General features: G+C 30.8%; 12 protein-coding genes. 1 reads left to right on the top strand and 11 read right to left on the bottom strand.

All coding sequences use genetic code 11. The annotated features are described in order from the left end of the window. The first annotated feature begins 22 nt into the window (after positions 1-22). The gene (locus ACTT9R_RS00965) at positions 23-1,126 is read left to right on the top strand and encodes a TauD/TfdA family dioxygenase (RefSeq protein ID WP_440926207.1); all 1,104 of its coding nucleotides are present in this window, start codon (positions 23-25) and stop codon (positions 1,124-1,126) included. On the opposite strand, the gene ACTT9R_RS00960 is transcribed toward ACTT9R_RS00965, so the two are convergent. From ACTT9R_RS00960 to dctP, 11 genes are read right to left on the bottom strand one after another with little or no spacing between them, the layout of a single operon-like run. After that, on the bottom strand, positions 1,116-1,703 hold the full coding sequence (locus tag ACTT9R_RS00960; protein WP_440926206.1) for an FMN-dependent NADH-azoreductase: 588 nt from the start codon (positions 1,701-1,703) through the stop codon (positions 1,116-1,118). The two genes, ACTT9R_RS00965 and ACTT9R_RS00960, sit on opposite strands and share 11 nt — an antisense overlap. Positions 1,704-1,712: 9 nt before the next feature. Beyond that, a complete protein-coding gene (locus ACTT9R_RS00955; RefSeq protein WP_440926205.1) occupies positions 1,713-2,420 on the bottom strand; it encodes a cytochrome c biogenesis CcdA family protein in 708 nt (235 codons plus the stop codon). Then, positions 2,421-5,111, bottom strand: coding sequence for a phosphoenolpyruvate carboxylase (gene ppc / locus ACTT9R_RS00950; protein WP_440926204.1), 2,691 nt, complete (start codon positions 5,109-5,111; stop codon positions 2,421-2,423). Beyond that, the gene (locus ACTT9R_RS00945) at positions 5,086-5,997 is read right to left on the bottom strand and encodes an SMP-30/gluconolactonase/LRE family protein (RefSeq protein ID WP_440926203.1); all 912 of its coding nucleotides are present in this window, start codon (positions 5,995-5,997) and stop codon (positions 5,086-5,088) included. The genes ppc and ACTT9R_RS00945 overlap by 26 nt, the downstream gene beginning before the upstream one ends. Beyond that, positions 5,990-7,162: a mandelate racemase/muconate lactonizing enzyme family protein gene (locus tag ACTT9R_RS00940; RefSeq protein ID WP_440926202.1), complete on the bottom strand. Its 1,173-nt coding sequence runs from the start codon at positions 7,160-7,162 to the stop codon at positions 5,990-5,992. Before ACTT9R_RS00940 ends, ACTT9R_RS00945 begins: the two co-directional genes overlap by 8 nt. A 7-nt stretch (positions 7,163-7,169) precedes the next feature. Continuing rightward, positions 7,170-8,012 carry a fumarylacetoacetate hydrolase family protein gene (locus ACTT9R_RS00935; RefSeq protein WP_440926201.1) on the bottom strand — a complete coding sequence of 281 codons (843 nt, stop codon included), beginning with the start codon at positions 8,010-8,012 and terminating at the stop codon, positions 7,170-7,172. 21 nt (positions 8,013-8,033) lie between these two features. After that, on the bottom strand, positions 8,034-8,777 hold the full coding sequence (locus tag ACTT9R_RS00930) for an SDR family oxidoreductase (protein ID WP_440926200.1): 744 nt from the start codon (positions 8,775-8,777) through the stop codon (positions 8,034-8,036). Further along, positions 8,774-9,643, bottom strand: coding sequence for an NAD(P)-dependent oxidoreductase (locus tag ACTT9R_RS00925; protein ID WP_440926199.1), 870 nt, complete (start codon positions 9,641-9,643; stop codon positions 8,774-8,776). The genes ACTT9R_RS00930 and ACTT9R_RS00925 overlap by 4 nt, the downstream gene beginning before the upstream one ends. After that, complete coding sequence (locus tag ACTT9R_RS00920) at positions 9,640-10,956, bottom strand: TRAP transporter large permease (protein WP_440926198.1); 1,317 nt, start codon at positions 10,954-10,956, stop codon at positions 9,640-9,642. Before ACTT9R_RS00920 ends, ACTT9R_RS00925 begins: the two co-directional genes overlap by 4 nt. 1 nt (position 10,957) lies before the next feature. Further along, the gene (locus ACTT9R_RS00915) at positions 10,958-11,527 is read right to left on the bottom strand and encodes a TRAP transporter small permease subunit (protein WP_440926197.1); all 570 of its coding nucleotides are present in this window, start codon (positions 11,525-11,527) and stop codon (positions 10,958-10,960) included. A gap of 57 nt (positions 11,528-11,584) precedes the next feature. Further along, positions 11,585-12,601, bottom strand: a complete 1,017-nt coding sequence (gene dctP, locus ACTT9R_RS00910) for a TRAP transporter substrate-binding protein DctP (protein WP_440644003.1) — start codon at positions 12,599-12,601, stop codon at positions 11,585-11,587. Positions 12,602-12,679: the final 78 nt, after the last annotated feature.

The raw sequence follows: 12,679 nt of genomic DNA, 5'->3' as shown, positions 1-12,679 counted from the left end.
AAATAATCCTTAGCTTACTAATATGAAAATCGAGCTAATTGAAAATAAGGTTTATTTTAATAATGGGTCTGAGAAAAAAGAAATTCACCCATTCTGGCTAAGAGAAAGAGTAAATGGTGAAGAATATTTAGATAAAGGAACTCAGCAAAGACTTTTTGATCCTACTTTCTTAAGTAATGATGTCTCAATAAATAAAGTAAACCTTGATGAAAAATATCTAGAGGTTAATTTTAATGATGGCGTAAATTCAAAACTTGAAATTGATAAAATTGCTTCTGAATTTTCTAAAGAAGATATTGTAATTAGATCTATTGAAAAAAATAAATGGGACTCAACTTTAAAAAATATAAAAAATTTTGAATACCAAGAAAATTTTTATGAAAGTAAAGAGATGCATGATCTGCTTGTTTCGTTCTACAAATATGGTTTTGTAATAGTAAAAAATATTCCAACATCTAAAAATTATATTGTTGAATTTGCAAATTCTATAGGCAGTGTTCGAAGAACAAATTTTGGTGAATATTTTGACGTAAAATCTAAACCTGATCCAAACGATCTAGCTTATACATCATTAGCTTTGGCGCCTCATACGGATAATCCTTATAGAAATCCTGTGCCATGTATTCAACTTTTACACTGTATTGAAAGTAACGTTTCAGGTGGATTATCAACATTAGTGGATGGTTATACAGTTACCGAAGATTTGAAAAATGACTACCCTGAATTTTACAAAATATTAACAGAGGTAAAAGTAAGATTTAGATTTATTGATAAAGAAGTTATTTTAGAGACTATTTCACCTTTGATTGAATTAAATGAGGATAAAAGTTTTAAACAGGTAAGATTTAGTCCAAGATTAGACTATGTTCCGATATTAGAAAAAGAAAAATTAGATCTTTACTATAAAGCAAGGAAAAAAATATCTGAAATGTATAATTCAGATAAATATAGAATTGAATTTAAACTTGAACCAAAAGACTTAATAATGATGGATAATCATAGATTGCTCCATGGAAGAACATCTTATGAAACTAAAGAAGGCGAAAGATTTTTACAAGGTTGCTATATAGATTTTGATAGTACAGAAGGAAAACTAAGACATTTAAAAAGAAAGTTTAATCTTTAAATAATTTTTCAATTTGTGTTTCTGCATTACTTATTGATTTCTCATAATCTAATGCCATTTGATCTGCACTAATAATATCTACTTTTTCAATCCCAAAAAAATTAAGAATAAATTTTAACCAAGGAGTTAGAAAATCCTCAGCGCTATTTAATTTTGTTCCTCCAGAGGTTATTACTAAATAGGCATGTTTATTTTTTAATAACCCTTCCCGTCTCCCATTAGGTTTAAATCTAAATGTTTCCCCTATTCTAGCTGCTAAATCTGACCAGGCTTTAAGTGTTGCGGGAGGACCATAATTGTAAATAGGAGCTGAAATTATGATCACATCACTTTCTTTTAACTCCTTTACTAATTTATCAGAAAGTTCGAACATTTTTTTGTGATGCTCTGTCTGATCTTTTTCATCAATTTTCATTCCCGACTCTGTAAGCCCACTAATAAAAAACATCTCATCGTCTAAATCACGATAAATCACCTCATCTCCAGGTTTTTTAATTTTCTCTAAAAGTTTTTTAGCAAGTGCGCGCGAAGTTGATCCTTTTTTTCTAGCGCTTGAGTCTATTTGATAAATCTTCATTAATACCTTTTATCCGAATTTTTGCATAAAAGGAAAGGTTTCAATTATATAAAATCCAATTGCTTGTAATTGATTGGTTAATATTAAAATACCTGTTATTAAAAGAATAATTCCACCAATTTTTGAAATTAAATCAATATTTTTTCTAAAGTTCTTTGAAAATAATAAAAATTTTTGAATTAAATATCCTGATAAAACAAAAGGAATTGCAAGACCTAATGAATATAAAATTAATAATATTACTGCTCTTGATAAGGTTTCTTCAATAGATGCTAAAGCTAAAATTGAACCTAAAATTGGACCAATACAGGGTGTCCATCCAAAACCAAAAGCAACACCAATTACATATGGAAAAAGAATATTTCTTGATTCTTTAGCATCAAATCTTTTTTCAAAATTTAGGTAGGGGATATTAATTATTCCAATTAATTGAAGAGAAAAAATTATAATAATTATTCCGGCTGCAATTCTTAAAATTTCTGAATTTTGTAAAAGTGTCTGACCTAAAAATGATGCGGATGCTCCTAAAATAACAAATACAGTTGAGAACCCAAAACAAAATAAAATTAACGAAAAAAAGTTTATTTCTTTTTTATTTAATATCTCTTGTAAGGATTGACCAGAAATATAAGAAACATATCCAGGTATTAAAGGTAGAACACATGGAGATAAAAAACTTATAAGTCCTGCTCCAAAAGCAATTAAATATTCAAACATTTATCCAGTATTTTTCATTGCAGCAGATATGCCTGCGATAGATGTCATCAAAGCGTCATCAAGAAATTTTTTATCTAATTTTTTGTATTTTTTATTTGTTAATTTATTCATTATATTTGCCTGTAAAATATTCAACATCTCTGTATAATTGCTTCTAATAAACAGTGCTTTTCTAAATTTTTTTCTTTCTTGTACCACTTCCCTTGGAGTTATTTTATTATGCAATTTGACCAGTGCATCAAATTGATATCTTAATTTTCTACCAATTCTCCTTAATGAAGCATCAGCCAAATTATTTTCGTATATAACTGAGATTTCTGGATCAACCTTTGAAATTACCATATCTAAAATATCCATAGTCGAAATAAAATATGGCCAGTTCTTTTCCATATCCATCATAGTTTTTTTAAACTTTTTAATTGATCCATATCTCAAAGCCTCAGTTGTTCCTAACCAAGCTGGTAACATTAATCTAATTTGTGTCCAAGCAAATACCCAAGGTATAGCTCTTAGACTTTGAATGTTATCAACATTTTTTCTTTTTGTTGGTCTAGAACCTATAGCTAGCTTTCCTAGAGACTTGTGAGGTGTAACAGTTTTAAAGTATCTGATAAAGTCTTCGCTTTGATTTAAATATTTCCTATAAGCAGATGTAGAAATTTCAGACATATTCTGAATTAAATCTCTCCAATTAGTTTTTGATTTTGGTGGTGGATTTAAAGAAGCATCCATAACCGCTCCGATATAACTACAAAGATTGTATTCAGCTAAAGGTTTATATCCATATTTCTGTTGAATTACCTCACCCTGATCAGTAATTCTGATTTTCCCATTTACAGTTCCAGCTGGTTGAGATTTTAATGTTGCTTGAATTGGTCCGCCTCCTCTTCCTGGAGATCCTCCTCTTCCATGAAAAAATACTAAGTCAATTTTGTATTTTTTTGATATAGCCCTTAACTCTTCTTGAAGTTTGTATTGATGCCAACTTGCTGACAATTTTCCTGCATCTTTACTTGAGTCTGAGTATCCAATCATTACTTCCTGTTTAGAATTAATCAATTTTCTATACCAAGAAAGTTTGAATAAATTTTTCATAACATCTTTGGCGTTTATTAAATCATCCAAAGTTTCAAACAGTGGAACAACTCTTAATAAATTTTTAATTTTTGCTTGTTTTTGTAAAAAATATACAGACAAAATGTCAGAAGCATTAGATGTCATTGATATTACATATGCACCTAAACACTCATTTGGTGTAGATGAAATCAGCTTAAAAGTATTCCACACTTCTCTATTTTCTTTATTTTGTATTTTTATTTTATCTACAAAAAATTTCTTCTCTCTAATTGATTTATTCAATAATTTAATTTTATCTATCTCACTTAAATTAGAATATGTAATTTTACTTTTCTTTTTGAAAATTTCATTTAAGAGTTTTTCATGTCTATTAGCTTCTTGTCTGATATCTAATCTTGCAAGATTAATGCCAAAACACCTAACTCTCCTCATTAAATCTAATAGATCTGCATTGGCAATATGATCTCCTTTATTTAGTTTTAAGGAGTTTCTTACTTCTCTTAATGGAATAGTAATTTCATGTTTGTTTTGAATTAACTTTTTTTCATTTAAGTTTGAATTATTATTCAAATGATTTTCAATTAATTGATGGGTTAGTCTTACTTTATCTCTTATTGGCCTTAAATACACTCTATATGGTTCAAAACTATTTCCAGTTGCTTTTTTAATTTTTGCAGAACATTCTTCCATGGATAAATCTTGAATTAACTTAGTAAGTTCTTTTTCATATAATTTTGCAGCTTGCCACCTTGAAAATAATATTACTTTCTTAGTTACTTCAGCTGTCACATTAGGGTTTCCATCTCTATCACCGCCCATCCATGATCCAAACTGAATAGGGTTAAAATCTCTTGGTAAATCCATTTTTAAATTTTTTCTAAATATATCGTTTAGTCTTTTGTAAACTTTAGGAATGGTGTCCCACAAACTATCCTCAATAACGGCTAAACCCCATCTAGCCTCATCTAATGGAGAGGGCTTTGTTCGTTTTAACTCATCTGTTTTCCATATAATTGCTATTTCTGAATATAATTGTCTATCTAGTTCGATTATCTTTGATGGATATTTTTTATATAGATGTCTCTGCTCCATAATATAAATCAAATTTGCATATTTTTGTATTAAGGTTCTTCTTTTTACTTCTGTTGGATGAGCAGTAAGAACAATCCCAATATCAAGTTTTTTTGCCTGCTCATAAATATTTTTGTCAGAAATTTTTTTGTTTTTAAATAAGCCTTCAATTATATCTTCTATAAATAAATTTTGATTTTTACTTTTAAAATAAGGATTTTCGTACTCATTTAACTTTCTTGATGCATCAAGGGACTCTACTAGATTCAGTAAATTTAAAATGTGTGAAAATGCTCTACTTAATTTAAATGTGTTCTCAGGAGTTAGTTTTTTAACTTCTTTTGAAATTCTTGATAATACTTTTCTTTTATTTTTATCAGAGAGAGTATTTTTTGATAGCACTCTAAATTTTTCGACAATTTTAAAAAATGCTAGACCTTCTTGATCTTTAATAACTCTACCTAGAAAAGTACCTAATAATCTAAAATCCTCTCTTAAAAGCTTAGTGGGTATTCTCTCATAGTAAAGATCTCTTTTCTTCATTATTTAAAATAAATTTTTTTTGTAAAATTCCTTTTACGTTTGTTTTTACACTAAAAAAGAACCCAGAATATCTAAATTTTTGCAAATCTGCTTTGTTCATGCCTTTAGTTGCTGTTGAAACATAAAGCTCATTAGTATTTTTGCCACCAAAAGCACAATTAGTAATATTTTTTGCAGGAAATCGTATTCTATGAATTAATTTTGCTTTGTTGTTAAACACAGAAACACAGGCTCCATGAAAATGAGCTACCCATAAATTTTTATTTTTGTCTAAAGTCATTCCATCTGGAACCCCTTCATTTAAAGAAAATTTTTTGAATATTTTTTTATTTATTATTTTATTATCTTTATTAATCTTTATTTTATAAATGATTTTTTTAGCACTGTCGGTGTGATAAAAATTAAATCTATCAATAAAAGCTGGTCCATTAGTAATTCTATAATTTTTATCTATCTTTGATAATTTCAAATTCTTGTCTAATTTATATAAAGATCCTTTTTCAATTTTTCTCTCTAAATTATCCATTGTTCCAAACCATAGATTTCCTTCTGAGTCAGTTTTACCATCGTTAATTCTGTTTAATCTAATTTCTGGTTCTATAAAAATTGATTTTAGAATTTTTTTTGATTTAAGATTTTGAATTCTTAATTCACCTTGGAGCCCTAATATAAAAACATTTTTTTTTATATGAGCAATGAAACCAATTTCTTTATTTACCTTAAGTATTTTTTTTTTATTATTTTTAGTATTCAAAGAACAAATTCTCTTTTTTTTAATATCGACAAAGTAAATTGAATTATGCTCTTTAACCCATAGAGTGCCCTCTCCTAAAGTACATTTTAATTTCCAAATAGGTTTTGGATCTGAGGTTTTTATTTTATTCATTTACTTCAAACTCCTTTATAAAATCCACATCTGGATTAATACCAATACCTATATTATCATTTACTGATGCAAAACCGTTTTTGTTTTTAACTTGGTCTAAAATTGAAAATTTTTCTTTAGGTAAATCAGTAATAAAAATATTTTTTTCCGTTGTATCAAACTCAAGCATAGATTTAGATGGAAACAAACCACCAGGCATATCTGGTTGAGCTGTCAATAAATGAAGGTTAACTGCAATACTTATTGCTGAGCCCCATACATGATTAATTACTGGTATAAAGTTTGCTTGTGCCAATGCTGCAATTTTTAAATATTCTGTAATACCCCCAAGTCCACAAACCTCTGGTTGAGCTATATCAATACATTCATTTGATATTAATTTATTCCAACCATATTTGGTAAATTCAGCCTCTCCTCCTGCAATGCTGGTAGAGATTTTTTGCTTTAATTCTCTGTAACCCTCATAATCTTCAGGAGCAATAGGTTCTTCAAACCAATAAACATCTAATTCATCTAATCCTTTTCCAACATAAAGAGCATCTTTTAAATTATATGCATGATTTGCATCAACCATTAACTTAAAATCTTTTCCAATTGAATCTCTTACAGCTTGAACTAACTTTAAATCATCTTTTGGACCTAATCCAACTTTCATTTTCATGGCTTTAAAATTTTTTGATTTTATTTGCTTGGACTCCTCTTTGAATAAGGAGATTAATTCATCAACTGATTTTTTTTGTAACATCATTCCATAACCATACACTGGAACTTTGTTGTTACATTTTCCTCCAACGAGTTGATAAAGTGGAGCTTTCGTTTTTTTTCCTAGTATGTCCCACAAGGCAATATCTACTCCTGATAATGCTTGAATTGGCATACCCTTTTGACCACTATCTCTTAAAAGATTATATATCTTTTGCCAAATGTACTCTTTGTTTAAAGGGTCTTCACCGATTACTAAAGGCTGTATTACCTTTTCAACAATATACTTGTTTGCTAAAGCTATGTTTCCAGGGCCAAAACATTCTCCCCAACCCGTTATTCCTTCATCTGTTTGGACTTCAACTAGGTGGGCTGTACGATGTTTGTAATATTGTTGTGAGTAACCAAGTTCTTTTTCTAACTCATATTTAAGTACATGACTTTTAATAGAAGTTATTTTCACAACAAAATTATAAAGCAACTACCTTTGAGTTTTGCTCTCCTAAGTTTTCAACTGATAATTTCATCATATCACCAGCGTTTAAGAACTGCTGTGGCTTCATTCCCATGCCTACTCCTGGAGGTGTCCCAGTAGTAATAATATCTCCTGGTAATAGAGTCATATACTTACTCAAATAAGATACTATCACATCAACATTAAATATCATTGTGCTTGTATTGCCTGTTTGCATTCTTTTTCCATTTACATCTAAGCTCATTTTTAAATTATTAACGTCTGCAATTTCATCTTTTGTAACTAAATGTGGACCAACAGGACCGTAAGTGTCATGAGATTTTCCTTTAACCCATTGGCCCATTTTTTCAAGTTGCCATTCACGTTCACTTACATCATTTACTAAACAATAACCTAAAATGTGATCTTGTGATTGATTTTCTGAAATATGTTTGGCTTCTTTGCCGATTACAATACCAAGCTCTACTTCCCAGTCTAATTTTTTTGATCCTGAAACTATTTCAACATCATCGTTGGGTCCAACTATACAGCTAGTTGCCTTCATAAAAACTATAGGTTCTTTTGGAATATCAGCCCCAACTTCCGCAGCATGATCTGAATAATTAAGGCCTATAGCTATAAACTTACGTGGGCTTGTTATACAAGAGCCTATTCTTTCATTTGAGGATAATTCAGGTAAATTCGATAAATCAGCATTTTGTAACTTTGCGAAAGTCTCGAAGTTTAAAAAATCAGGATTTAAATCTTTAATATGAGAACTTATATCCCTAATTTTACCATCCTTATCCATAATAGCTGGTTTTTCACTTCCTTTTTGTCCTACTCTTAATAATTTCATATTTGTCCTTTTGTTATTTAATTATATTGAAATTCCACCATCCACTGAAATTGTTGTACCTGTTGTAAATGTTGCATCTTCGCTTGCTAAGTATACAGCCACAGCTGCTATTTCTTCAGCAGTTCCTAATCTTCCCATGGGTTGTCTAGCGATGAAATCTTTTTTTGCCTGAACAGGATCTGGACTTTGATTTACTCTATCTTGCCAAGATGGAGAAAAAACTGTTCCAGGTGCAATTGAATTACATCTGATATTTTTTTTAACAAAGTCAGCAGCTATTGCTTTGGTTAAACCAATTACTGCACCTTTTGTTGCTCCATAAACAAACCTATTTGGAAAACCTTTTAAACTTGATGCACATGATGATACATTAATTATGCTTCCACCATTTTGTTTAACCATTAAAGGTAAAATAGCTTTACACATAAAGTACATTGACTTTACATTCACAGTTGAAGAAAAATCCCAATCTTTTTCCTCACACTCTAAAATTGTACCGTGATGAACAAAACCAACTGCATTAAATAAAACATCAACTTTATCTAATGTTTTAGTAAATTCTAAAATTGCAGTGTTATCAGTTGAGTCAAGTTTTTGAACTTTTATCTCAGGATATTCTTTATTTAAATCAGCTAAAGTTTTATCATTTAAATCCGTCGCAGTGACATGAGCCCCTTCTTTATGGAATGCAATTGCTGTTGCTTTTCCAATCCCTTGGCCTGCTGCTGTCACGAGAATTTTTTTACCTTCTAATCTTCCACTCATTTTTTATTTATCCTTTCGATTTCATTATAAAGTGAACTATGATCAGTGTTTCCATGACCATTATCGACTAAGGTTTTATACATTTCTTTCACCAAATTTGAAATAGGTAAATGTGTATTATATGAATTTGCACACTCTAAAATGTTATTCATATCTTTTAAATGAGTAGAAGTTTTACCTTTTGGACTAAAATCTTTATCAATCATTCTTTTTCCATGAGTTTGTAAAATTTTACTGTCTGCCCAACCTCCAGAAAGAGCTTTAATTAATTTTACTGGGTCAGCTCCAGCTTTTTCACATAAAGTTATTGCCTCCGCAACCGCTCCTATTGTAACTCCTACCACAATTTGATTTGCTAACTTTGAAACTTGTCCACTTCCAATAGGTCCAACTAAAGTTGGATTTCCCATAGCTTTTAAAATATTTATAGAATTATCAAAGACACTTTGCTCTCCTCCAGCCATTATAGCTAAAGAGGCTTCCTCAGCTCCAATTGTTCCTCCTGAAACTGGTGCATCTAAATAATTTATATTTTTTGATTTTAGACTATTTCCATATTTTGTTGCTGTCGTTGGTTTAACCGAACTCATATCAATAACAGTTGATCCAGATTTTAAATTCTCTAATAAATCTGAATTACTCATTATTGCATCAACAGCACTATCATCTGTTAACATTGTAATAATAAAGTCATTATCTTTAACAACTTCACCTAATGTTTTTGATATTTCAGCGCCAAACTCTTTCAAAGGTTCTGCTTTATTAATTGAACGATTGAACACTTTTAATTTAAAATCTGATTTTAATAAATTTTTAGCCATTGGCAGGCCCATAAGACCTGTTCCAATAAAGCCTATTTTCATCATGGTTTCGGTTTAAACTCGTGGAAGTTTTGCGTCATTGCTTCAGGGAAGAACATAACACATGCTAAAACAATTAACTGAATTACTATAAATGGAGCAAAACCTCTAAATATATCTGTTAATGAAATGTGTGGAGGTGCAACGGATTTTAAATAAAACGCGGCGGGTCCAAATGGTGGACTTAAAAATGAAACTTGCATGTTTACACAAAATAATATTCCGAACCAGATTGGATCAAAACCAAGAGCAATAACTATTGGTAAAAATACTGGCATTGCTAATAATACAATTCCAACCCAATCCATAAAGGCTCCCATTATCAAAAACATTATCTGCATCATGAAAATTAAGTACATTGGTTTTAAATCATAAGCCAAAATAGTTTCTGCTACATATTTAGGACCTCCAGCAAGAGAATAAGCTCCTGCTAAAACCGTAGCACCAAAAGTAATAGTTAAAATAGTTCCTGATGCTTTGAAAGTTCTGGTTAATGCATCTTTAAATAAAAACCATGTAAGTTCTTTTCTTGCAAAAATAATAATTAATGTAGCAACCACTCCCATACCAGCTGCTTCAGTAATTCCAGTTATTCCAGAATAAATTGAACCTAATACAATGATTACTATACCGATTGGAGGTAAAAGACCTGGTAGGTATGACATTTTTTCTTTTAAAGTTAAAGCAGGCTCATCACTTAAAGGTGCCAAATGTGGTTGTAATCTTGTTCGAATTAAAATGTATGTAATAATCAAACCTGAAATCATTAAACCAGGAACAATAGCTTCTTGGAATAACATCGTAATAGAAGTCTCTGTCGTTAATCCATAAATAATTAAAACAATTGAAGGTGGTATCATTGTTCCCAAAGATCCTGATGCACAAATAATACCGATCGACATATCCTGATCGTATTTTAATCTCAACATTTGAGGCAGTGCAATCAAACCTAATAAGACTATTTCTCCACCAATAATTCCACTCATCGCCGCCATAATGGTTGCCATGATGGCTGTAACGACACCTACTCCTCCTCTAGTTTTTCTTAGCCACGCATTCAAGGCATCATATAAATCTCTTGCGATGTTCGAACGTTCGAGCAAGGAGGCCATAAATATAAATAATGGAACAGATAAAAAGGAATAAGTGACAACAAGAGAATAGTATCTTGAAAGTAATATGCCTAATGCATGCTCACCTATGTATAAAAAAACTAGTACTGCACCCATAAAACCAGATGCAAATCCCATTGGAACACCTATAGATATAAGCAATAACAATCCTACTATAAGTATTATCGAAAGTGATCCTATATCCATATTATTTTAATTCTTTAGAAGGGTCGTATTGTTTTTCCTTAGGATTTCTCCAATCAATAATTAAATTATTTACAGATTGAACAGCAATAAGAAAAACACATAAAAGTGTTAGTGGCTTCATAGTAGCAGGAATTGGTGGATCCCAATAAGTTGCAAATCTTTCCCAATTTATAAATGATCTGTATGCATCTTCCATACCCCCATAAATTACAGCTGCTGCGAAAAGAACGATAATTATAGTACTGATTAGATCAAAAATTCTCTGTGTTGGTCTACTAACCCAATCATACAATAACACTATTCTAATATGGCTTCTTAATCTTGTTGCATATATTCCACCAACTAAATAACAAACACCAGCAAGCCATAGACATAGTTCATTTGCCCACAAAGTTGGTTTAAACAATATATATCTCATAAAAATTTCGTACATCATCACAATTACAATTACAGGAATTAAATATTTAATTGTGTGACTTAAAAATAAGGAAACTCTATCTATCCAATTTATTGGAAAATCATCTTTACTCGCAACTTTTTCATTTTGTTCTTGTAATTCTTTATCGATCATTGCGTAAAAATTTAAGTAATTCGAAGGGCCTTTTAAGGCCCTTCAAAATTTTTTTTATTACATGATACCGTTAGCTTTCATATAAGCTTTGTGTATCTCGATAAGTGCCGCAGCTTCTGGAGATTTAGTCTTCCATTCTTCCCAAGCAGCTAGAGCAGCTTGTCTGAATTTAAGTCTATCTTCTCTAGACCAGTCGTGAAGAGTAACACCCATTTCATTTAAAGCTTTAACAGCTTCAGCGTTTTTTCTTTCAACTAAGCTAGTGATAGTTCTTCCAGCAATTTCTATTGCTGCTAACATAGCACCTTGCTCATGTTTCTTTAACTTCTTCCATACTTTCGTATTACAAGCTAAGTGGTCAGCTGGCATAGAGTGGAAACCTGGGTATGTAGCATATTTATTTTGCTCATAGTGTCCACCAGCATAGTTAGTAGCTAAAGATGAGTAGTCAGCACCATCGATTAGACCAGTTTGTAAAGCAGTTGGAACTTCACCAAAGTCCATTACGATTGGCTTAGCACCTAATGCTGTAAAGATCATACTTTCCATTCCTGGAGGTGATCTAAATTTGAAGTCTTTCAATGAAGCAACATCTGGGATTGGTCTGCTAGATATTAAAGACTCATGTCCTGGTATCCACCAACCAATTAATGTCATTCCATATTTGTTATAAAGTGCATCAACAGCTTCTTGAGCTCCTGGGAAATTCAAGAATTCATATTGTTGATATGGATTATCGTATCCACCCATTACATCACCTGCGAATTGAAACGCTGCATTTTTACCAGTTTGGTAACCAGCACCAGTCATATCACAATCGATAATTCCAGTTTGTGCAGAGTTAAACACCTCAGCAGATTTACCTGTTACTGATGATGAGTAGAACATTTCTACTTTTAAGCTTCCGCCAGAAAACTTCTCTACGTTTTTAGCGAATTGAGCAGCAACTTCACCATTAGGTGAACTAGCTGTAAAGTGAGTTTCAATCTTTAAAGTCTTTGCATTTGCAGAGCCAAATAAAGCAACTGAAACAATAGCTACAGCTGCTATAGTTTTAGATATAAGTTTAAACATTATCTTCCTCTCGTTTATGTTTTTTATGAAAGTTAACCATAAATGATTTTTGAGATCAATAATTTCGTTTAGCTTTTA

This window comes from Candidatus Pelagibacter sp., from assembly GCF_052049835.1.
Taxonomy (GTDB): domain Bacteria; phylum Pseudomonadota; class Alphaproteobacteria; order Pelagibacterales; family Pelagibacteraceae; genus Pelagibacter.
The sequence above is the reverse complement of the archived record's forward strand: the minus strand, read 5'-3'. Positions and strand labels throughout refer to the sequence as shown.

Excerpts from the sequence above, each read along its gene's own strand:
- ACTT9R_RS00935 (WP_440926201.1), bottom strand. The coding sequence starts at position 8,012 with ATGAAATTATTAAGAGTAGGACAAAAAGGAAGTGAAAAACCAGCTATT.
- ACTT9R_RS00925 (WP_440926199.1), bottom strand. The coding sequence starts at position 9,643 with ATGATGAAAATAGGCTTTATTGGAACAGGTCTTATGGGCCTGCCAATG.
- ACTT9R_RS00930 (WP_440926200.1), bottom strand. The coding sequence starts at position 8,777 with ATGAGTGGAAGATTAGAAGGTAAAAAAATTCTCGTGACAGCAGCAGGC.
- ACTT9R_RS00965 (WP_440926207.1), top strand. The coding sequence starts at position 23 with ATGAAAATCGAGCTAATTGAAAATAAGGTTTATTTTAATAATGGGTCT.
- ACTT9R_RS00960 (WP_440926206.1), bottom strand. The coding sequence starts at position 1,703 with ATGAAGATTTATCAAATAGACTCAAGCGCTAGAAAAAAAGGATCAACT.
- ACTT9R_RS00920 (WP_440926198.1), bottom strand. The coding sequence starts at position 10,956 with ATGGATATAGGATCACTTTCGATAATACTTATAGTAGGATTGTTATTG.
- ACTT9R_RS00945 (WP_440926203.1), bottom strand. The coding sequence starts at position 5,997 with ATGAATAAAATAAAAACCTCAGATCCAAAACCTATTTGGAAATTAAAA.
- ACTT9R_RS00915 (WP_440926197.1), bottom strand. The coding sequence starts at position 11,527 with ATGATCGATAAAGAATTACAAGAACAAAATGAAAAAGTTGCGAGTAAA.
- dctP (WP_440644003.1), bottom strand. The coding sequence starts at position 12,601 with ATGTTTAAACTTATATCTAAAACTATAGCAGCTGTAGCTATTGTTTCA.
- ppc (WP_440926204.1), bottom strand. The coding sequence starts at position 5,111 with ATGAAGAAAAGAGATCTTTACTATGAGAGAATACCCACTAAGCTTTTA.
- ACTT9R_RS00955 (WP_440926205.1), bottom strand. The coding sequence starts at position 2,420 with ATGTTTGAATATTTAATTGCTTTTGGAGCAGGACTTATAAGTTTTTTA.